The organism is Flaviflexus massiliensis, from assembly GCF_001375495.1.
In the GTDB taxonomy this organism is placed as follows: domain Bacteria; phylum Actinomycetota; class Actinomycetes; order Actinomycetales; family Actinomycetaceae; genus Flaviflexus; species Flaviflexus massiliensis.
In genome coordinates this window covers 909,694-930,164 of record NZ_LN831058.1, presented here as the reverse complement: position 1 = coordinate 930,164, position 20,471 = coordinate 909,694, and the positions used below count along the sequence as shown (strand labels likewise).

The window sequence follows — 20,471 nt, the reverse complement described above, 5'->3', positions numbered from 1 at the left end:
GCCTCAGTTCGCCTACTTTGAATCTTCCCGATTCTCTGCCTGTTCCTGAAGGGGATACCAACCGACACTGCCGCGGTCAGTGAGAACTGCGAGCCCATTTCTCGTGAAGGCCACTCCGGCCGTGTGAACCACGTACTCGAGCTCAAGAGAATCCTGCTCAACGAGGTTATAGGGAATGATCATGCGGGCGTGGGAGCCTTGAACAATCGAGAGCCGGCTTCTTTCACGATCGAAGTCGAGCGCCACGTTCTCGTCACTTTCTTGGGCCCAGCCTTCTGTTCCCGTTTCGAGGTCGTACCGTCGGATCGGCGAATATGGGCCGTGCGACCACAGTGTGCCCTCCCCGGTCAGCCATAGATTCTCGGTCAGCTCCGGTTCGGTCTTGACGATGACCTGCTGGCCACCTGCAAAGTTCTCAACAATGATCTCGTTTTCACTCACGCAGTAGGCAACCCGATCGGTGCCCAGGTCAAGTGCGAGCATAGGAGTGTGTCCCTCCCACATACCTGCAACGAGCTCTCTGCTCCACACTGTTTCTCCCGTGTTGAAGTCCTGGACTATGCAGCGTGTTCCGTCGTGCCAGCACGCAAGAGATCCCCGCACTTCGAGGGAGCCACCCAGGTTGAATTCAACGGTGGTTAGCTCCTTTGAGGTGCCGGTTTGCGGATCAATTGAGTGAATCTGACCGTCCATGTTGGCAAGTACGAGCCCGTTAACGTAGGCGATGCTCCGCACCATTCGCTCCCCGGGAAGATCAACAAACTCCGAAAGGTCACAGTTTTCTTGGGCGTACACGAGAATGTTGCGGCCCTGACGGGAAAGTATTGCATAGAAACTGTCATCCTCCTCAGCGGAGGCAATGGGGCTGCTTCCGAGCCAAGCGTGCCCCTTTCCTGCATGCGCCAGCCACACACCATCAGCCCTGCGAGCAACGAACCCTGCCTTGAGCTTGGCCCACACATCACTGACGAGTTTCGCTTCAGCATCCTCATTGCTGGAAGACTCCTTGGCTCGCTCGGCCTTTCCCGAGGAGGTGTAAAGCACCGCACCATCCGCCCTGCCGGTCCACGCTTTGCCTGTTTCCCGGTTTTCCAATGACCACATGTTCACTCCCCCAAGCAGACTGTCGATGCGAGCCTATCGCGGCACGTACTCAAGCAGACCCCTATCCCACCATCAGCATCGTGGATGGTTTCCACCTCCTTGCACACCTCATCTCACGTCTCCGTCTTGCTGTGAGAGATCTGAATGATTGGCATTCGCAGATGTGTCACAGTTTGTTTTTACCGCGGATTTATTGCCCTATGCTGGCACGAGTCCGCCTATCGGATTGGCCTCCCCGCTCGGGGCAGTATCTTCACGACTGGAACGCTTTCATGGCACACGAGCACGTCTCACCGAATCACTCCTCGGACCGCAGCGACGAGGGGACGGGAACCGTACCGATCAAGGTCATTCTTTTCGTCCTGGTGTTCGCGGCATTCGTCATGATGTTGAACGAGACAACCCTCGCGGTTGCTCTGCCGTCGATCATGGACGATTACGACATCACGGCCACCACCGCGCAGTGGCTGCTGACCGGATTCATGTTGACCATGGCGGTGGTGATGCCGGCAACGGGCTGGATCCTAGAACGGTTCAGCACCAGGTCCGTTTTTATTTTTGCCACGGTGATATTCCTGGTCGGCACAATCATCGCTGCCATCGCCCCCACCTTCATCATCATGCTACTTGCCCGGGTGGCTCAGGCCGTGGGGACGGCGATCATCATGCCGCTACTCATGACGGTGACGATGACGGTGGTTCCGATCGAGATTCGCGGCAGCGTCATGGGCCTCATCTCAGTGGTCATGGCCGTGGCTCCCGCTCTCGGACCCTCCGTTGCTGGCTTCGTTCTTAACTTCACCACGTGGCACGGTATCTTCTGGGTCATGGTGCCTCTCGTTTTTCTTGCGGCGCTCGTCGGGATCATGTGGCTGACGAACGTTGGCGAGACAAAGAAGGCACCCCTCGATTTCCTTTCGGTCATTCTTTCGGCTCTCGCCTTCGGTGGCCTCATCTTTGGCGTCTCCTCGATCGGAGCAATCCGAATCGGAGGGCCTACCGCTGAGCTCGCGATCGTCCTGTTTATTACCGGTTTGATCAGCCTGGCACTGTTCGTGTGGCGTCAGATTGCCCTGGGTAGAACCGATCGTGCCCTGCTCGATCTGCGTCCCCTCCGCTACAGGAACTACACGCTATCCATTCTGGTTCTTCTGTTCCTGTTTGGAGCTATGCTCGGCGTCCTCAACACGCTGCCGCTGTACTTGCAGGGCTCCCTGCTCGTCACCGCACTAACATCCGGATTGGTGCTTCTGCCCGGCGGGCTGTTTGAGGGCTTCATTTCCCCGTTCGTGGGCAGAATCTACGACCGTGTGGGACCCCGGCCGCTCATCATCCCCGGCATGATCCTCTCCGTCGGAACCCTGTTCGCGTTCGCAACAGTCGACGAGAACACCTCACGCGGTTTCATCATCGCCCTGCATGTCATCTTCTCGGGCGGACTCGGCCTGCTCTTTACCCCGCTCATGACAACCGCACTCAGCTCGGTGCCGCGCACCCTGTACAGCCATGGCTCCGCCATCCTCAACACCCTGCAGCAGCTTGCCGGTGCCGCGGGAACCGCTGTCATGATCTCGATCTTCGATACCGTGACCGCCGAATCACTGGCAAATGGTGCAAATGAGGTCGTTGCTCAGGCTGATGGTGCGAACTCGGCATTCTTCGCCTCGGCGCTCACTGCCTGCGTGGCCCTTGTCCTGTCCTTCTTTGTCACCAAACCTAAGCAGGACATTGACGTCACGGAGCTCGTGGCCGAATAGAAGACGAAGCCTTCCCCACACATCGTCACCCCCTCGATAAGTCATCAACAGAACCGGACCTTGTCCACCGCTGATTTGCTTTGATCACATTGCGCCGCGCGGGTTGAGATAATGGTGGGGTCCCGCCCCATCGTTCGAAGGTGCCCCGTGGTTTTTGTCGATCCTGCACACCAACTACTCGATCGTGGGTTGACGGACCCGAAAGAAACCGAGGATCTGCGCCGTTTCGTTTCGATCTCACTCGCCACGACGGGACTGTCTGCGGGTGAGGATCGGATTGTTGAGATAGCGGCCGTCTTTTTGGATGCGAGAGGCCGCCCCCTCGACCATTGGAACTCGACGGTCAACCCATTGCGGGAGATGGCGGCAACGAAATTCCACGGGCTCACGGACGAGGATGTGGCGGACGCTCCCCGCTTCACCGACCTCGCACAGCTCCTCCATCGGATCGTATCCGGCCTCGTTGTTGTCACTCACAATGCCGAATTCACGAATGAGTTCCTTGAGGCAGAGTTTGCGCGAGCACGGTTACCACCTCCAAGCTCTCGAACGTGGTGCACCCTGACTGGAAGCAAGCACTATCTTCCCGATCTTGTCCGCAGGCGCCTGGCTGACTGCTGCCGGACTCTTGGGCTACGCATTCCCAATCCCCAGTCAACTCTCGATCAGGCATACGCCACGGCATCAATGCTTGAGCATTTCCTCCAGGTGGATGAAACCCGCGGCACGGCCTCACCACTGGCAGCATCGCATGCCCTGTGGGCACCGGTCCCACCTAGTCACGGCAAGAACCTTCGAGAAACCGTCCAGCCCTTCACGATTAGCGACACCACCAACAATCATCACCCCGAGGGGGGAACGGGGCGTCCCTCTCCAATAAGCCGCCCCTCACTGGTCCTAACAGACGAGTTTCGGGAAGCGCTCGATCACCTGCACGAGGGGCGCCACCTCTTCCTCACGGGTAAGGCCGGTACGGGTAAGTCCACTGTTATTCGTCAGTTCGTGGAGAATTCGAACCGGAACACAATTACGGTTGCCCCCACGGGAATCGCCGCCCTCAATGTTGACGGTTACACGATCCACCGCCTCTTTTCCTTCCCCATCGGGGTGAATGAAGACTACGTGCGGAGCAAAAGCTATTATCCGTCCAGATTTATCAGAGCAATTTCCAGCCTCGACACCTTGATTATTGATGAGGCATCCATGGTGGGCGCGGACCTGTTCGACGCCCTCAGTGCTGCTCTGGAGCGCTTTGGCCCCCGGCCAGGGGAACACCTTCGGCGGGGTTCAGCTGGTCCTGGTCGGCGACCTGTTTCAGCTACCACCAGTCGTGCAGGATACGGAAGCGCAGTGGATTGCTGACACGTACGGGACCCCGTTCTTCTTCTCGGCTCGTTCGTTTGATCCAGCAACATTCCCCGTTGTCGAGCTCAGCACTGTCTTCCGCCAGCAGGGCGACGACAATCTAGTAAGTCTCCTCAATGCCGTTCGTGAGGGAGAGCTTTTGGAGGAAGCGCGAGCAGAACTCAACACCAGGACCGATCCGGACTTCCATCCCCCAAACGAAGAATTCTGGCTCACCCTCGCAACAACAAACCGGATCGTCACCGCCCGCAACCGCCAGTTCCTCGAGCTCCTACCCGGACCGATTCATCACTTCGAAGCACTTGTGACTGGGGAAACCGATGGTTTCGAATTCCCCACCGAAATCTCGCTCGCCCTCGCAGTGGGCGCTCAGATCATGATGCTCAACAACGATCAGGGCGGCCGCTGGGTCAATGGCACCCTGGGGAAGATTCTCACGATCGACATCGGCGAGAACGGGCCAAGGATCCGCGTGGAGCTGAGTGACGGCAGGAAAGAGTGGGTGGAGAAGCACCGATGGGATGTCACAAGGCCTGTTGTTGAGGGCGGGTCCCTGCGACACGAAATAATTGGTTCCTTTACCCAGTTCCCAATCAAACTCGCGTGGGCGATCACCATCCACAAGTCCCAGGGGCAGACGCTCGACCGCGTCATCGTTGACCTGACGGGTGGCACTTTCGCGAACGGTCAGCTCTACGTCGCGCTCTCCCGCTGCACGAGCCTGTCCGGGTTGGTCCTCAAGCGCGACGTTCTGCCCCGCGACCTCAAGACCGACATTCGGGTCCGCCGCTATCTCGCCACCGGCAAGACCTCCTCCGCACCCCGGGGCGAAGCGTACCTTTCGATTCTCACGGTCGGGACGAACGGGGACCGGTCGAAACCCCGTCCCGTCGAGATCGCGGTGGTGACGGACGATGGGGAGGAAACCACCACCATCATCAATCCGACAAGCGATCTCTATCAGGCGGGAACCGAGTACGGGATCAAGACGCGGGATGTTCAGCTCGCCCCGCTCTTGAGGGAGGCATGGCCCGCGCTAGGTTCGGTTCTTGCCGGCCGGATTCCCGTTGGTCCAGATATTGATCGCCACCTGGCCGACATTGATTTCGAGCTCAAGCGCAACGGGATCGTTGAACCGATCCCGCTCGGTCTCGATCTCCCTTTAGATCTTTTGACCCTGGAAGAGAAGACGAGGCTCAACGCCCCGTCGGCGCTCGAACGAGCCCGCACCATCAAAGATGCATCCACTCGCCTGGGTGCCTCCGGTCAGTCCCTTCCTGGCACGGGCACTGCTTTTCGTGAGATCGTGGGCGGTCAAGGTTTTCTCCTTGCACGCACGACCGGGCCGCAGGGAACAACGCTACCGACGGGATTTGTTGTGGGCGGCAATCTCAACACGGATGCTGATCCTGCTGAGGTTCTGGCGGGTCTTTTGCGGGGCGCATGGGACCGGGTCACTCAGCACGATCGGGAGGTTGTTGACAGAATCCGCGCGGCAGAACAGCACTTCGGTGTCGCGATCATTCCTGACGACTTTGAGGAAGCAGCCGAGGTTGATATTGACTTAACCCTTACTCCGGGTACGAGAATCTGCTTCTCCGGTACGGTCATTCACCCAACTGGTGGGGAGATGACGAAAGAGGAGCTGCACGCAATTGCTGAGTCTCGCGGCCTCGTGCCCCAGCAGAACCTGACGAAGACGAGGACCGATGTTTTGATCGTTGCCGAGGCCGGCTCTCAGTCCAGCAAAGCCAAGAAGGCAGCCACCTGGAATAAACCTGTCTTCACGGCGGAACAGTTCTTGGACTGGGCAGGCTAGTCCCTATCGAGCTCACTGAGGACCCGAAATCAGTGCGGCCAGCGGAGCCCCGACAGCATTGCCAAGAAACCTGTTGGCGCTGAGATGAGAATATCGGCGGATTCCGCCGAAGCTTACGAACACGTCTGCTGTTGGTTGACCACAGGGTGACATCCCAATATCCCGGGAATACGCTTTGCCACTGCTCTCGAAAATAATCGTCTCTAATAGCATATCCCGATTGGAACTACAGGGTTTGCGACAAATATCCACAAACTTAGTTTGGGATGAATGTTGGTGGGACTTGACCTAGTCTAAGTAACCGTTTGTTCCCCGACCCTCCATTACCTACGAAGAAGGCATCATGGACTCTCGAGACGATCACTCAGATACTACGATGGCAGAGACGTCACCAGATAAACTTGGCCATCCACGCAAACGATTTCTTGGCCTCCAGACCGACCCCCTAATTTTCCTTGCGGCAGCCGGTTTCATCATCGCCTTTGTAGCTGGCACGCTCGCGTTTGCCGACGGCGCACGAAACGTGTATTCCATTGTCTCCAGCTCACTTATGGCCAACTTCGGCTGGCTCTACATCGGTGGTGTCTCGGCGATCTTCCTCTTCCTCATCGGCATTTTCGTCTCCTCCTATGGCAATCTGAAGCTCGGTGATGATGACGACGAGCCCGAGTATTCGACACCGGTGTGGTTCGCGATGCTCTTTGCTGCTGGCCTGGGTGCCACCCTCATGTTCTGGGGTGCCGCAGAGCCACTACACCACGCCTACAATCCGCCACGGGGCAACATGGAGTCGATGAGCGAGGAGGCGATCAAGCAATCTTTCGAGTTCACGTACTACCACTTTGGTGCGCACATGTGGGTTGTCTTTGCTCTTCCCGGTCTCGCACTTGGCTACTTCATTTACAAGAGAAAGATGCCAGAAAGGATCTCTTCGGTCTTTGCTCCGCTCCTCAAGGGGAAGGTGTATGAATGGCCGGGCAAGCTCATTGATGCCCTCGCCATCATCGGCACAACCTTCGGCATCGCCGTCTCGGTCGGTCTCGGGGTGCTCCAGATCAATGCCGGCATGAACATCATGTGGGGCGTTCCCATCGCATCGTGGATGCACCTGGCGATTATCCTGTTTATCACCGTTGCAGCCTGCCTGTCCGTTGCCTCTGGACTCGATAAGGGCATCAAGCTCCTGTCCAATATCAACATTGTCATGGCGACGGGGCTCATGATTTTTGTTCTTCTCGCCGGCCCCACCCTCACCCTGATTGAGCAGACTGTTGAATCTTTCGGCATCTACGCATCTTCGCTCCCCGAGCTTATGTTCTGGGTGGATAGCCACAATGAAAACCCAGATTTCATGTCTAAATGGACGGCATTCTATTGGGCATGGACGATCTGCTGGGGTCCGTACGTTGGCATGTTTATCGCCCGCATTTCCCGTGGTCGCACTATTCGCGGCTTCATCGGAGGCGTGCTCAGCCTCATCACCATCTTCATTCTGATCTGGTTCTCCGTGTTTGGCCGCGCCGCACTGGAAATGGAGCTGGACAACCCGGGGGTACTTACTCAGCCCGTGGTTGAAAACGAACAGACTGAAGTGGCGCTCTTCAGCCTCTTGGAACAGTATCCGCTCTACGGTCTCATCGGAACGATCGCGCTATTGACCATCGTCATTTTCTTCATCACCTCCATTGACTCCGCCGCCCTGGTCATGGACATGTTCTCAACCGGTGAAGAAAATAAGGCTCCGACAATCTATCGTGTTGGTTGGGCCGTGGGCATCGGTGCCGTCACCGCCGCACTCCTGCTGATCTCACCCGAATCCGGGATCTCAGCCATCCAAGAGGTTGTCATCATCGTGGCACTCCCCTTCTTCCTCATTGAGTTCTTCATGATGTGGGCCCTGGTCAAGGCAATGAATGAGGACCGTGCAGCAGCCAAGCCTGTCAAGACCCGAAAGTGGGAACGCACCTTCGATGCGCAAGCACTCGAAGAAGCTGAGAACAAACCCGCCCCCGGATATGACGAGGATGGAAATCCGCTACCGGAACCTACCTGGACTCACGAAGACGGAGCTTGGATGCTCGAGGGTGATATTCGCGTAGCCGGTGACCTCGCAGTCGCTGGTGATATCGACGAGACCTGGGAGGGCCCGGAGAACGAAGACGAAGAAACCACAATCGAGTCAGAGGGGTAATGCGGCCTTGAGAGACATACGATAGCAACAGTCAATCACCCGAAATTGTCGTGAGCTATCGTCCATTGCATTCAGGAGTGCGGCACCACGACAGGTGCTGCACTCCGTCACTTCTTACGGACAATCGTCTTCGCTTCGTCACCGGACAACCAGAATTATTCAACGTGCCGGTCTGCCGGCAACGGTTGGCTTTGGCATGGGCTTTCCAGGCTTATTAAGGAAGTGGAAGATCGTCCAGTAGAGAATGCCGATCATGACGCCACCGCCAACAATATTTCCCAGCGTCACGGGCAAGAGATTGTCCGCAAAGAAGTTGCCCCACGTGAGGTCACCGTAGGCCGAGGGATCGAGTCCGGATGCCTGCCAGAACCCCTCCCCCGCAAAGGATGCAATGAGGATCCCCAGGGGGATGATGAACATGTTCGCAACGGAATGCTCAAATCCCGTTGCCACAAAGAGTGCGATCGGGAGCGTCACTGCGGCAACTTTATCGACCGTGTTGCGCCCACCGTATGCTGCCCAGATCGCCAAGCAGACCATGAGGTTACACAGAACTCCGAGAGCGAACGCTGTGAGAAAGTCGTGGTTCACCTTCTTGAGTGACACATCGAGCACGACCGTTCCCCAGCCACCTGCGGCCTGTTCCCAGGTGCGAGCAAAATAGATAAGCGCAACGATTGTCATGGCACCCAAGAAGTTGCCGAGATAGACGATGATCCAGTTCTTGATCAGCTGCCAGGTGGTGATTCTGCCACTGGCGCGGGCGGTCAATGTCAACGTTGAGGACGTGAAGAGTTCGGCACCCGTCAGGACCACAAGAGTTAGCCCCGTGGAGAAAACGAGTCCGCCGAGGACCTTGGAGGCGCCCCACGACATTCCGTCCGCACCAACCTGGCTGGTCACGAAGAATACAAAGCCTAGGGCAATGTAGCCACCTGCCGTGAGGGCGAGCAAGAACGACTTCAGTTGATTGCTCGTTGCCTTACCAAAGGCAGCGTCCTCCGCGGCTTTCGCCATTTCTGCTGGGGAGAGGATTCCGGTCTGGCTCGTCATTGGACTGTTCCTAACCTCATCGCCGTTCTTCAAAGGCACTGATCTCAGCAACCTTGGGGCCGTAAAACCCGGCAGGATCATGCGTTGCATCGAGCCACACATCAACGAGTGCACGAGCGTAGGCGGGAGCAATAATGTTCTGCCCCATGCACAGAATCTGAGCATCGTAGTTCTCGACCGCACCGCGTGCGGTGATGAGATCATGTGCGGTCGCGGCGCGGGCACCTCTAACCTTATTGGCGGCAATCGCCGTGCCAATTCCGGTCCCACAGATGAGAATTGCACGATCAGCTTCTCCGCCGACAATCATGTCCGCGGCGCTGATCGACACATCCGGGTACGTGACATCCGGGCTTGAGAGGTCCGCGACCGACGTTACTCGCTCGTCCTCCTCAAGGAACTTTCTGATTTCCTCTTTTAGCTCTGCACCGTTGGCGGGTGCACCGATAACTATTTTCATCTGTCAACGTCCTTCCATCAACTCGGACAAAATATTAACGGAATCATCCGGTTTATATAATGGAAAATCCAGCCCAGCCAAACCCAACTTATCCCCTCGGGTCAGAAAGAAAATGAATCGCCTTCGAACAAGGGACTAAAGCACCAAATTCCAAGGATTAAGGTCCGAGTGCTGACGGAAGTGAGCACGGTGGCTTGCACTAAAAAGGGCCAGATGGGCCGGTCAGTCTTGGTTGACCGACTCCCCGACACTGAATTGGCGAAACTTTGGGAACAGCACTGCGCACAGAACCATGCCCACCATGACCAGCAACCCACCCAGCCAGGTCGTGGCTTCGGGACCGATGAATTCAGCGACACCGCCGTGGAGAACGTCTGCTAGGCGCGGGCCACCCGCCACAACCACAATAAATACCCCCTGCAAACGGCCCCTCACGGCGTCACTTGTTTCACCGAGAAGAATGCTTTGACGGAAGGCTGCCGAACTCATATCCGCGGCTCCTCCGACCGCGAGCGCACACACCGCCGCAACGAGCATGATCATTCTGAGTTCGGGGGCGAACTCGAAGGCTATGCCGAGGAGGAACATGGCCAACCCCCAGATGAAGATGGAGATGAGAACGGCCCGGCCATAGAACCGGATCCGGCTGATCCAACCGCCTAGCATGCCACCAATGACTGCGCCGATGGGCATGCCAGCATACAGCAGAGCAAGTTCCATGCCACCTTCGGGAGATCCTCCGAAGGAGACGTGAGCGATCTCGGGGAAGAGTGCTCGAGGCATGCCGAAGATCATGGCGATGAGGTCGACGACAAAGCTGATGAGAACGATGTGGTGGAGCCGCAGGTACTGGAAGCCTTCGATGACGGAGCGGAGGCCAGGCACCTTTTCCGCTCGACCGTGCGCCGGTAGCGCCGGTAGCTTGAACACGGCATAGAACGTGGCGAACAGTGTGATGGTGTCGACGAGGTAGAGCATTTCGTATCCCATGATGGGAATGAGAGCTCCGCCGACGAGTGGTCCCGCAATTGCGCCCGCAGACACCACCGTCATGTTCAACGAGTTCGCGGCCGGCAACTGCTCAATGGGAACGATTTGGGGAAGGATCGATGTTCGTGCCGGCTGGTTCATGGCAAAGAACGCCTGCTGCACTGAGAAGATAACGAGTAGAGCCCACACGTTGTTGAGATCGACTGCCGCCTGCAACCAGAACAGTGCGGAGGTGACGATGAGGCCCGTGGTGGACACCATGAGGAGCCTGCGCCTATCGAAGTGGTCTGCCAAGGCACCACCCCATAGGCCGAAGATGATGAGGGGCACGAGACCGAAAAGCCCGGCGATGCCGACCATGCCCGAGGAGCCCGTGATGTCGTAAATCTGGGCTGGAACGGCAACAACTGTCAGCTGTGCGCCGATCACGGTAATGATGTTTGCGGTCCAGAGCCTGCGGTAGTGCGGGCTTTTCAGGGGCCGAGTATCGGCAAAAATACCCCGGAGCTTCTCAGAGACCGTCACTCATCAACCTCATCTATTCTTACAAGCCTGAAACTACCTGGATTAGCTTACGTCGATCCCCGCCCCGGTGGGCTGAGTACCTGTTCACATTCGAGAGTCACGTCCGCCAAAGCTTCAAAGAGAGCCAGTCACGAAACTCGTGTTGTGCTTACGATGAGAAAGAACAAAGGAGCCCACCATGTCCACTCTCCCTCTCTTGCCTGACTCGTCCTGGTCCAAAGTCCTCTGCATTGTTGCCCATCCTGACGACATGGAATACGGAGCATCGGCTGCCGTGTCGATGTGGACGAGGCGCGGCATGGAGGTCTCGTACGTGCTCCTTACCGCGGGCGAGGCGGGCATGGCCGCCCCACCCGAAGAGACCGCGCCCGCACGCCTTAAGGAACAGCAGGCTGCCTGCGCCAGCGTCGGAGTCAGTGATCTTTCGATCCTGGGTTACCCGGACGGGATGTTGGAGCCGAGCCTTGGGCTGCGCAAAGATATTGCCCGCACGATTCGGCAGCACAAGCCGGATGCTGTCCTCACCGCAAACTACGAGGTTGAGGCATACGGCGGACTCAACCAGGCCGATCACAGAGTAGCCGGACTAGCGGTTGCTGATGCGGTGTGTGACGCGGCGAACCCCTGGGTGTTCCGGAAACTCGTGGAGGAGGAGGGCCTGGCGGCCTGGACAACGAAGGCTCTTCTTGTTGCCGGGCACGATTCACCCACCCATGCCGTCGAGATCGATGAGGTAGGTGTGAAGGCCGCAGTCGCATCGCTTCAGGCCCACGCCTCCTATCTTGAGCATGTCACCGGCCACCCGAAGCCTGAGGACTTCATTCCCGAAATTCTGCGTGGCGGAGGGGAAGCCGCTGGAGTTCAGGCAGCCGAGACCTTCCGCGTCTTTGACATGGGTGGCCTCGAGGGCAAATAGGTTCCGCTTCTCAAACCTAGGCGCACAGCTTCTTCGTTTGGATGGCGACGAAGCTAACGAATGTCCCCGTCCAGGTAGTACCAGCGACCCGATTCTCGAACAAAGCGGGACCGTTCATGCAGGACCCCCATGCCACCGTCCTCGCGGTAGGTTGCCCGGAATTCGACGATGCCCGTGTCGTCATCTGGCCCACCGGCAACGGTGTCAACAATCTGGAGCCCTCGCCATACCGGTCCCTCTGAAAGATCGAGACTCTCGGGCCTGGTCGACTCATGCCAGGACTCCAGCACCCATCCAGCATCCCCGTCCCGGTACGCCTCGAAACGGGATCTCATCAGCGCTTCGGCAGTTGTCGGCCAGTTACCCACCATTCTGATCCTCTCCCGGTTCTCACCTAAGACATCCCACTCTTTCGCTTACCGACTCTACCAATGGGGTGCCACTAGACCCTCTCCCCTTATCAACACGTCGGTGCAGCGCTGAAGTTTTTCCGGCACACTGGGGCGGTGAAGGATCTTGTCGTACCACCCGGACCGGGTGCCCCGAACGGGCTCACCATCCCCGCGAGGGAGCTGGTCGAGCAGTTCTCGCACGGCTCAGGGCCGGGCGGTCAGAGCGTCAACACATCCGATTCACGCGTTCAACTCAGCCTCAATCTTGCAACCACGGTCGCACTGACGGACGTTCAGCGCTCGCGACTTCTTCTCTTTCTGGCACCGCGCATGAACGAGGGGGTTCTCACCGTGACTGCTGCCGAACACAGGTCCCAACACCGCAATAGGATGACTGCCCGGGAGAGACTTGCGGAACTCATCCGGGAGGCAATCATGCCGCCCGTGCCGCGAAGGCCAACGAATCCCACGCGAGCATCAAAGCGTCGGCACATCGAGGCGAAGAAGCATCGTTCTCAGATCAAGCTCAATCGTCGAAAGCCCCACAGGGACCAGTAGCGACGCTAAAGAACTCGCGACTCCCCGCGCCACCAGGGTCAGTTCCCACCTAGGAACCGCCTCATCCGCATCATTCACGCTGAGGGTCCGCTTCTGTGGGGCCGTGCTAACTTCGGTCCGAGCGTGCTGTCTTTAGATACTCTGCACGCTATGGCTATGCCCATCGGGTCCTATTGGCTACATCCACCGATTCTTCTTGAAGACGACGTAGAGGAGCACTCCAAGCGCAACCATGAAGCCGATTGCCATGGGATATCCGAAGCTCCAGTGCAGTTCGGGCATGTCGTCAAAGTTCATGCCGTAGATGGCACCGACGAGGGTCGGAGCGAACAGAATTGCCGCCCATCCCGAAATCTTCTTCATGTCCTCGTTCTGGCGCTGGGCGACAAGGGTGGCGTTGACCTGGAGTATTTGGGAAAGGGATTCACGTAGTTCGGCGGTGCGGGTCGCTGCCTCGGTCAGGTGATCGGCAACGTCATCCAGGTAGGAACGAAGTTCTTCCGGGATGCTGTAGCGAGCAAACCCGTCCTGGAGAGAGGCCAGCACTTCCTGAAGGGGAACGATTGCTTGGCGCAGGTCGATCACTTCTTGGTTCAAACGGTAGATGCGTTCAGCGACTTCGGTGTCACCACCGAATACCTGTCGTTCGATCTGCTCTTGGTCGATCTCAATTTCTGACAGAACGGGGAGGTAACTATCGACGATCGTGTCGAGGAAACGGTAGAGGACCGCTTCAGGGCCGAGCCTTAAGAGGTTGGGCTCGAGCAGGCTGGTGCTCGCGTTGCCTTCCTCGATGACCTCAAGTCGAGGAACAGCATCTCCCCTCGTCCCGTCAAACCATTCACCGTCCTGACAAAACAGGGCGAGTGATCCGGGGCGAACGAGGAAGTGAAATTCAGCAAGTCCCACATTTTCCGCATCGTCCGAATACTTCGCAGCACGAGCGACAACAAAGAGAACATCGCCGTAGCGTTCGATCTTGGGGCGCTGATGAGCATTTTCAACGTCCTCACGAAGGACCGGGTGAAGATCCCAAGCTTCCGCAAGCTGTGCAACCTGTTCCGTTGTCGGCGTGGGAAATATGTTGAGGACCATCCGATTGTCGGCTACAGCTTCCAGGCTCTGCTCAATTGTCACATCGACTCGACCCGGCCCAATATATCCATCATCGATGAGACAGGTGATCATCTGCGCCTCGGGGGCAGCGGTGCTGGCGGGTCCTTGACCACGACGGATTGCACTCGGTGTCCACCCGGGAAACTGCCGCTTGCCCATCTTTACCTCACCTTTCATCGACTCTTCGACCTTGAAACGGATCTTCGTCCGATACTAGCCCCCTCGCATGCATCCGACCGCAATCCTTGCAGTCTCTAATCCGGTCTGGCGTCAATTCCACCTTTACTGAACCTGAGCACTGCCGGCCATTAACCCCACGTATCAGTGAAAATCTCTGCTATTTTCGAGAAATGGAGTACCGGGAATTGACGGAACACGACGGGGAGTTGCTACAGGTAGCGACTCTCGGAACCTTCAATTGGTCTTTCCCCAGGTTCTCTCTCACAGACATAGAACTAAACCCAGACCTCTCCAAATACGCCGCATTCCATCCCACCCGGGGCGACTTCGGCTTCGTTGCCGACCAGGACGGAACCGCAGCGGGGCTGGTGTGGGCGCTCAAGCTATCGGGTGCTGATGCTGGGTATGGGCACGTGGACAATGAAATACCTGAGATTGGGCTCTGGGTTCACCCTCAGTACCGCCGTCAAGGAATAGCCACCAAGTTGCTCTCGCTCGCACAGGATCACGCTCGGGCTCGCAAGTTGCCGGGGTTGAGCCTATCGGTGGAGCCGAAGAATCATGCTCGGAAGATCTATGAGGATATGGGCTTCCATGAGGTACGTCGCGATACTGCCATCACGATGGTGTGGAGATTGCACGACCATCCCCTCACCCATCAGCCCTTCCCTTCACCGGTTCCGGCGGGCATGGGGTGGCCGAATGATCTTGCAGACCAATCAACTACCCGCGCACGCACACCAGCTGGAGTTCGAAGGCTTGCAAAGACCGCGGCAAACCTCGAAGAGTTGGATGCTCGGGTGTCCGTGTGCGGCGCGTGTCCGCGGCTGGTCAGGTGGCGGGAGGACGTTGCGATCGAAAAGCGTGCCGCATTCAAGTCCGAGCCCTATTGGGGTAGGCCCGTACCCGGCTGGGGCGACCCGGATGCTCAGACGCTGATCGTCGGCCTCGCCCCAGCAGCCCACGGCGCGAACCGCACCGGCCGCATCTTCACCGGAGATCGCAGCGGTGACTGGCTATTTGCAGCCCTTCATCGTGCCGGCTTCGCCAACCAGCAGCACTCGAACACGGCGGGCGACGGTCTCGTCCTTTCCAACGTTCGAATCACGTCCCCGGTGCACTGCGCTCCCCCGCAGAACAAACCCACGACCGAGGAAAAGGCGGCGTGTGCGCCGTGGCTCGATCGCGAATTGGAGATGCTCGCTCCCCAGCTTGAAGCGATCGTTGCCCTTGGTGGCATTGGCTGGGCCCAGGTCATCACGACAGCACGCAGGATCGGCTGGGAGGTTCCCAAGCCCGCACCGAAATTCGGTCACGGAGCTGAAGCGGCCTTACTTACCGGGAACCGCCCCATTCGCCTCATTGGCTGCTATCACGTGAGCCAACAGAATACGTTTACGGGGAAGCTGACAACTGAGATGTTGGACGAGATCATGAGCAGGCTCCCGGCTCCCAAGAACAGCTGACCTTCGAGCATTCTCTCTCCCATCGCCCACCATCGGACACCCGTTGCCCCCAGGTCACACGGGAGAAACTGGACCGTACCCAATTCCTCGCCCCGCGAACGTGTATTGAATCTCCAGGCAGGAAATGGTTCAGTTTTCAACGGTAGGCTGGTGAAGACCCATTCGTGAAGGAGAAAAAATGAAACTGAGCAACGCAATCCTGCGCGCCGTTCCCGGCGCTTTTATTCTGAATGCCGGACTCGGCAAGCTGGGCATGGACAAGGAAACTGCGGCTGGCATGCAGGAGATGGCAGCCAACGGCGTTCCCGCCGTCAAGAACATGACTCCCGAGGAGTTCGGCAAGTTTCTCAGCTGGGGTGAAGTTGCTGTCGGTTCTGCCCTGCTCCTACCCTTCGTCCCGACCCGCGTTGCCGGTCTCGGACTTGCAGCGTTCTCGGCAGGCATGCTCGCGAACTACTTCGCAATCCCCGGCATGACCCAGGAAGATGGCATCCGCCCGAGCCAGGATGGCACCGCTCTTGCCAAGGACTCGTGGCTCGCCGCCATTGCCGTTGCACTCGTTCTCAACGGAAGCGCAAAGAAGAACAAGAACTAAATCCTCACACCTCGCTCGCACAGAGGATCATGGGAGGCTACTCGGCATCGTGCCAGGTAGCCTCCCACACTTGTTTAGCCTCCCGCAATTATTTCTTGCCAGGGCCATAAGCATCCACCCTCGACTTCACCCACCACCAGGACATGCACAACGCCCTTGCTCGGGTGGGGTGATCAATCACCGCCTTGCTAATCACAGGCTTTGCGCAACACCAAGCACGATGAGGACGAAGCCGATGAGCTGGAGGGAGCCACGAACAAACTGGAAGACATCCCAGCGCCTTCTCATAGCTTCAAAGCCTTCCGGCGAGGTGTCCTGATCGATGCGTCCGGTCGAGATATTGATGGGGACATTCCCAATGATCGTGACGATCAGGGCAATGCTCAAGGTGACGGCTGCGGCGATAAGGATCGGAGTGCCGCGGGATATGGCGAGGCTGATGCCGAGGACGGTGGCGGAGGACGTCATTCCCACCGGCATGACCCGCCCAAGCGTTATGAGAAGGCCCCGTTCCATGGTCAGCTGATGGTCGATGGGTAGGCGGCGAATAACCGGGCGGACCAGAGCAACCGAGGCAGACTCGGCGCATCCGACAAATCCCGTCACGATGATCCCGGCAATCTCTAGCGCACCCATCCAATCACTCCCTCACTCAGTCACTTCAAGAAATTCACGGATAGTTTCTCTATCCGTTATTTATAGATAGTATTAATACCTATAGTGGTTGGCAAGCCGAGAGTGAGGATGTGGCGGAGATGAAGATGGCGGAGCTGTCGAAGCGATCGGGGTTCAGTATCGCGACGATCAAGTACTACCTGCGGGAGGGACTCCTGGAACCAGGGGAACGTACTAGCGTCAACCAGGCCATCTACTCAGACTCGCACCTCGACAGGCTCCGCCTTATCCGCGCCCTGACAAAGACAGCACGGCTCTCTCTCAAAACAATCCAGCAGGTTCTGAACGCAATCGACTCGGAGCCCGCCATCGTGGAAGCCATGGGTGCCGCCCAGGATGCTCTCATCGGGCAGGACGAGACGGATGAGGGGGAACTGCCTCCAACGAAGGAGGAGTTGGAGGCACGGGCAACATCGAGAAAGATTCTTCACGAGCTCATCGAGTCCAGGGGTTGGCAGATCCATCCGGAAACACCCGCTCTTGAATCCACGATCTCCGCCATCACCAGCCTGCGCGACGAGGATCTCTCCACGGTTCTTGATCAGTTGGATGCCTACGCGGAGGCGGCTGATACCGTTGCCCGGATCGACGTCTTGGCAGTTGCTTCTGCATCCAGCCGAAACGAGGTCATCCGCGGGGTTGTTCTGGGCACTATTTTCCGCCGTTCCCTGCTGGATTCCCTTGTCCTCCTTGCTCAGCAGCACCACGCAAAAGACCAGACCTCCTAGACTCACCCCGCACCCGGATCTCCATCATTCACTCCATGCTCCGGTTGCGAGGTGGGGCTCTCGCGTCACAGTTAAGTCAGGATCCTCGATCGTTACCGTGATGATTGAGGCTGGCACGGAAGGCGCACCTCATGTCGACACAGATCACAGGTGAGATCTCCATCTTTCTCGAGGCTCTCGGTCAGGGAGTATTCGATGCTGGCGGGCTTGGCCTCTTGGGCTTGGTTGGACCGAGTTACGAGGATGAACTGTTTCCCGAAGGCGAAATGTATCGGGAATTTACGAACCAGGGCGTCACTGTTCTTTACGAGGGCGAGCCTGAGTCAGCGGTTGCGACGGCTGTTTTTATTTCCACCATCGACAGCGATGGTAACGGAGCATACCTAACTCCCAATGCCCTCATCGACGGTCTCGAGCTCACCAGCACAGATCGCATAACCGTCACGTCATTCTTTGGTGATCCCGTCATATCGGGCGGAGCATTCGACGTGTTTGCTGCCGGTAACAAGTTCTTGCACTTTGAATACGATGGCGAAGCGCTGAAAATGATCACGGCTATGAGCGAGGTCCCGGGCCTCTAGGCCCACCTCACTCAATTAACCGGGAGCGCACCTCCATCAACCTCGGCATCTTACTTATCGTCATCCGATGAGTTGTGCGGCCGATCGTCAGCTTCAGTTTCCTCGTCCATCACATCTCCCAGGCCATCCCAGTCGGCGATGATGCGGTGGACGGCATGAACATCGGCTTCAATATCGCTTGCGGCTCGCGGAACTGTCACGGGAGTAGCGAAAATGTCGGCGAAGCCGCGCCGGGCGCGCACGAATCGTTCCGTGTCGTGACGGAGCGTGGGGTGCCAGGCGGCACCGAGCACAAAGTAGCCGAGTTCGATGATCGCGTTGTGCATATCCCAGTAGGGTTGCACCGAGGTCGGATCATCGCTCAGCGCACGGTCCCCCACGCCTTCGTATTCGAGGAGTTCGAAATAGAGGACGCGCCGGCGTTCCCGAGCATCCATCGATGTTGCCACGCCGCTGGAGATATCGGCCATGACCGCCTCCATCGCCAAAATGCAGCGCCTGCCTTGACCCCGCAGGTTGAGCAGGGGTGTGCGGCGACCCACGAGCCACACCATGATGATGGCGACAACGACTCCAACGGTTGTGTCGATGAGCCTGTCGGCTATGACCCCGGTCGAATCCATGCGACCAGCTCCCACGTAGGCTGTTGTCAGCGCGAGCGGGGTGATGAAGATGGAGCCGAGGGCGTAGTTGCGGACGACGAGCATCTCCACCGAGAACTGGAGACCACCGAGGATGAGCACGAGCCACCACCCTCTCGGATCGAGTGCCAGGATGATCCCAAAGACTGCGAGTCCGAGAACGGTGCCAATAAAGCGTTGCAGACCGCGGTAGGTCTGCCACTTGCGGGTTCCGCCCTGGTGAACAACGAGGAGTGCGGTAAAGACCGCCCAGTAGGTGCGGTCCCCACCGAGTAGCAGCCCGACGATGGCAGCGACTGCTGTTGCAAGGCCAACGCGGAGCGCAATGAGGAGGACTTCGCTCGGCCAGGTCAGCGCATCCTGCAGAAGGTAGCGTGCGGTTGGTCGGCCCAGGGAGGACTGCCTCAGGCCCTCAAGGTCGATGCGGATGGTTCTACCACGACCCCGGGCAGCCTGCCTATTAATTTCCCCGATGCCCTCGCTCCACGGTATGGTCCGTTCCGTTTCGGTGTGGGCGTGGGTTGAGAGCGCGGTCCGCATCGCATACCTGTGGTGCAGTTTGTTGAGGGACGTGATGAGGTCGAGTCGCCCCCTTGAGACGTTTCGTGCCGCCCCATCGGTGACCGTGATCCATGCGGAGTGGAGTGGGTTCGAAGCCGATAGTCGCGCTTTACGGAATTCCTTATCGTTGTCATCCGGTGCCTTTTCGAAGTGCGCGATTGCGCTGGCCGCGGCCCTGACTGCATCTTCTTCCGGGCCGCGCGGCCTGATCAGCACATCGCTCATGCCAATAATCCAGGCGGTGACGGCACCGATGCTGACGGAGATAATGATGTGCCAGGGATCGGCACCTCCCGACACCGCAAGTCCGCTCACGCCAATCGCGAGGGGAAAAAACACGGGCCCCGGTGGGCCAACTTTCAAGGTGACGACGAGGACGCTGGCTACAACGGCGACTGCGACCATGACCATCATGAGCAGCACCTGGGAGTGCGCAAAAACGGTGCCAAGAGCGGCACTGAGAATAAGGCCTACGCTGACCACTGCGAGGAGGCGGGCTCGGAACCGCCCTGCCGTGTGGGGGCCGTACAGTACCGTGAAGGCCCCGAGGGAACACAGCAGAGCATGGTCTTGATATCCGAAGGCTGTCGCGACCGACAGAGGGATGAGGAGGGTGATCGCGGCTTTGAGGGCGACGGGCCAGCGCCGGCGAAACGGATTGATTCCAAACAGATTGCGCGCGTGTCCACGCAATGCATCCGCTCGTTGACCGCCCTTCAAACTCACCGCATTACCTCCCCCGTTAACTATAGTCCCGGAACCACATCAGGTCGCTTCGTCCCCTCAAACAAAAGCGGG

At 58.1% G+C, this 20,471-nt stretch carries 18 protein-coding genes; 10 read left to right on the top strand and 8 right to left on the bottom strand.

Features of this window, described 5'->3' with window-relative positions:
* Window positions 1-12: 12 nt before the first annotated feature.
* The gene (locus BN1241_RS08255; RefSeq protein ID WP_054953147.1) at window positions 13-1,104 is read right to left on the bottom strand and encodes a hypothetical protein; all 1,092 of its coding nucleotides are present in this window, start codon (window positions 1,102-1,104) and stop codon (window positions 13-15) included.
* Between the two features lie 272 nt (window positions 1,105-1,376).
* Here BN1241_RS08255 and BN1241_RS08250 point away from each other — a divergent pair, with 272 nt between their 5' ends.
* From BN1241_RS08250 to BN1241_RS08240, 4 genes are all read left to right on the top strand, one after another.
* Complete coding sequence (locus tag BN1241_RS08250; RefSeq protein ID WP_054953146.1) at window positions 1,377-2,861, top strand: MDR family MFS transporter; 1,485 nt, start codon at window positions 1,377-1,379, stop codon at window positions 2,859-2,861.
* 147 nt (window positions 2,862-3,008) lie between these two features.
* On the top strand, window positions 3,009-4,223 hold the full coding sequence (locus BN1241_RS13320) for an exonuclease domain-containing protein (RefSeq protein ID WP_222704429.1): 1,215 nt from the start codon (window positions 3,009-3,011) through the stop codon (window positions 4,221-4,223).
* A complete protein-coding gene (locus tag BN1241_RS13315; RefSeq protein WP_222704428.1) occupies window positions 4,192-6,045 on the top strand; it encodes an ATP-binding domain-containing protein in 1,854 nt (617 codons plus the stop codon). Before BN1241_RS13320 ends, BN1241_RS13315 begins: the two co-directional genes overlap by 32 nt.
* Window positions 6,046-6,388: 343 nt before the next feature.
* Window positions 6,389-8,236 (top strand): BCCT family transporter, encoded by a 1,848-nt coding sequence (locus tag BN1241_RS08240; RefSeq protein ID WP_222704427.1) that lies wholly within the window; start codon window positions 6,389-6,391, stop codon window positions 8,234-8,236.
* 159 nt (window positions 8,237-8,395) lie between these two features.
* Here BN1241_RS08240 and focA read toward each other — a convergent pair whose 3' ends face one another.
* The 3 genes from focA to BN1241_RS08225 form a co-directional block, all read right to left on the bottom strand.
* Window positions 8,396-9,289, bottom strand: coding sequence for a formate transporter FocA (focA, locus tag BN1241_RS08235; protein ID WP_054953144.1), 894 nt, complete (start codon window positions 9,287-9,289; stop codon window positions 8,396-8,398).
* A gap of 16 nt (window positions 9,290-9,305) precedes the next feature.
* The gene (locus BN1241_RS08230) at window positions 9,306-9,749 is read right to left on the bottom strand and encodes an RpiB/LacA/LacB family sugar-phosphate isomerase (RefSeq protein WP_054953143.1); all 444 of its coding nucleotides are present in this window, start codon (window positions 9,747-9,749) and stop codon (window positions 9,306-9,308) included.
* 222 nt (window positions 9,750-9,971) lie between these two features.
* Entirely contained in the window at window positions 9,972-11,264 is a 1,293-nt protein-coding gene (locus BN1241_RS08225) for an MFS transporter (protein ID WP_054953142.1), read from the bottom strand.
* A 178-nt stretch (window positions 11,265-11,442) separates the two neighbouring features.
* Here BN1241_RS08225 and BN1241_RS08220 point away from each other — a divergent pair, with 178 nt between their 5' ends.
* Window positions 11,443-12,180, top strand: a complete 738-nt coding sequence (locus BN1241_RS08220) for a PIG-L deacetylase family protein (RefSeq protein ID WP_054953141.1) — start codon at window positions 11,443-11,445, stop codon at window positions 12,178-12,180.
* A gap of 53 nt (window positions 12,181-12,233) precedes the next feature.
* Here BN1241_RS08220 and BN1241_RS08215 read toward each other — a convergent pair whose 3' ends face one another.
* Entirely contained in the window at window positions 12,234-12,551 is a 318-nt protein-coding gene (locus BN1241_RS08215) for a YchJ family protein (RefSeq protein ID WP_054953140.1), read from the bottom strand.
* Between the two features lie 135 nt (window positions 12,552-12,686).
* Between BN1241_RS08215 and arfB the strand changes: the two genes are divergently transcribed.
* Window positions 12,687-13,130, top strand: coding sequence for an alternative ribosome rescue aminoacyl-tRNA hydrolase ArfB (gene arfB, locus BN1241_RS08210; RefSeq protein ID WP_054953139.1), 444 nt, complete (start codon window positions 12,687-12,689; stop codon window positions 13,128-13,130).
* 177 nt (window positions 13,131-13,307) lie between these two features.
* On the opposite strand, the gene BN1241_RS08205 is transcribed toward arfB, so the two are convergent.
* The gene (locus BN1241_RS08205; protein WP_077138331.1) at window positions 13,308-14,405 is read right to left on the bottom strand and encodes a magnesium and cobalt transport protein CorA; all 1,098 of its coding nucleotides are present in this window, start codon (window positions 14,403-14,405) and stop codon (window positions 13,308-13,310) included.
* A 191-nt stretch (window positions 14,406-14,596) separates the two neighbouring features.
* Here BN1241_RS08205 and BN1241_RS08200 point away from each other — a divergent pair, with 191 nt between their 5' ends.
* Both BN1241_RS08200 and BN1241_RS08195 read left to right on the top strand, forming a co-directional pair.
* Window positions 14,597-15,892 carry a GNAT family N-acetyltransferase gene (locus BN1241_RS08200; RefSeq protein WP_082418279.1) on the top strand — a complete coding sequence of 432 codons (1,296 nt, stop codon included), beginning with the start codon at window positions 14,597-14,599 and terminating at the stop codon, window positions 15,890-15,892.
* 178 nt (window positions 15,893-16,070) lie between these two features.
* Window positions 16,071-16,487 carry a DoxX family membrane protein gene (locus BN1241_RS08195; RefSeq protein ID WP_054953138.1) on the top strand — a complete coding sequence of 139 codons (417 nt, stop codon included), beginning with the start codon at window positions 16,071-16,073 and terminating at the stop codon, window positions 16,485-16,487.
* A 192-nt stretch (window positions 16,488-16,679) separates the two neighbouring features.
* On the opposite strand, the gene BN1241_RS08190 is transcribed toward BN1241_RS08195, so the two are convergent.
* A complete protein-coding gene (locus BN1241_RS08190; RefSeq protein ID WP_054953137.1) occupies window positions 16,680-17,123 on the bottom strand; it encodes an anthrone oxygenase family protein in 444 nt (147 codons plus the stop codon).
* A 119-nt stretch (window positions 17,124-17,242) separates the two neighbouring features.
* Here BN1241_RS08190 and BN1241_RS08185 point away from each other — a divergent pair, with 119 nt between their 5' ends.
* Together BN1241_RS08185 and BN1241_RS08180 are read left to right on the top strand one after the other, a co-directional pair.
* A complete protein-coding gene (locus tag BN1241_RS08185; RefSeq protein WP_077138416.1) occupies window positions 17,243-17,890 on the top strand; it encodes a MerR family transcriptional regulator in 648 nt (215 codons plus the stop codon).
* Window positions 17,891-18,021: 131 nt separating this feature from the next.
* On the top strand, window positions 18,022-18,471 hold the full coding sequence (locus BN1241_RS08180) for a hypothetical protein (protein WP_054953136.1): 450 nt from the start codon (window positions 18,022-18,024) through the stop codon (window positions 18,469-18,471).
* 50 nt (window positions 18,472-18,521) lie between these two features.
* Here the strand turns inward: BN1241_RS08180 and BN1241_RS08175 are convergent, their stop codons facing one another.
* Window positions 18,522-20,399, bottom strand: a complete 1,878-nt coding sequence (locus BN1241_RS08175) for an FUSC family protein (RefSeq protein WP_147599358.1) — start codon at window positions 20,397-20,399, stop codon at window positions 18,522-18,524.
* Between the last annotated feature and the right edge of the window lie 72 nt (window positions 20,400-20,471).

Bases quoted from the DNA above. Each gene is read 5' to 3' on its own strand.
- BN1241_RS08255 (WP_054953147.1), bottom strand. From the start codon at position 1,104: ATGTGGTCATTGGAAAACCGGGAAACAGGCAAAGCGTGGACCGGCAGG.
- BN1241_RS08250 (WP_054953146.1), top strand. From the start codon at position 1,377: ATGGCACACGAGCACGTCTCACCGAATCACTCCTCGGACCGCAGCGAC.
- BN1241_RS08240 (WP_222704427.1), top strand. From the start codon at position 6,389: ATGGACTCTCGAGACGATCACTCAGATACTACGATGGCAGAGACGTCA.
- focA (WP_054953144.1), bottom strand. From the start codon at position 9,289: ATGACGAGCCAGACCGGAATCCTCTCCCCAGCAGAAATGGCGAAAGCC.
- BN1241_RS08230 (WP_054953143.1), bottom strand. From the start codon at position 9,749: ATGAAAATAGTTATCGGTGCACCCGCCAACGGTGCAGAGCTAAAAGAG.
- BN1241_RS08220 (WP_054953141.1), top strand. From the start codon at position 11,443: ATGTCCACTCTCCCTCTCTTGCCTGACTCGTCCTGGTCCAAAGTCCTC.
- BN1241_RS08215 (WP_054953140.1), bottom strand. From the start codon at position 12,551: ATGGTGGGTAACTGGCCGACAACTGCCGAAGCGCTGATGAGATCCCGT.
- BN1241_RS08205 (WP_077138331.1), bottom strand. From the start codon at position 14,405: ATGGGCAAGCGGCAGTTTCCCGGGTGGACACCGAGTGCAATCCGTCGT.
- BN1241_RS08200 (WP_082418279.1), top strand. From the start codon at position 14,597: ATGGAGTACCGGGAATTGACGGAACACGACGGGGAGTTGCTACAGGTA.
- BN1241_RS08195 (WP_054953138.1), top strand. From the start codon at position 16,071: ATGAAACTGAGCAACGCAATCCTGCGCGCCGTTCCCGGCGCTTTTATT.
- BN1241_RS08190 (WP_054953137.1), bottom strand. From the start codon at position 17,123: ATGGGTGCGCTAGAGATTGCCGGGATCATCGTGACGGGATTTGTCGGA.
- BN1241_RS08185 (WP_077138416.1), top strand. From the start codon at position 17,243: ATGAAGATGGCGGAGCTGTCGAAGCGATCGGGGTTCAGTATCGCGACG.
- BN1241_RS08180 (WP_054953136.1), top strand. From the start codon at position 18,022: ATGTCGACACAGATCACAGGTGAGATCTCCATCTTTCTCGAGGCTCTC.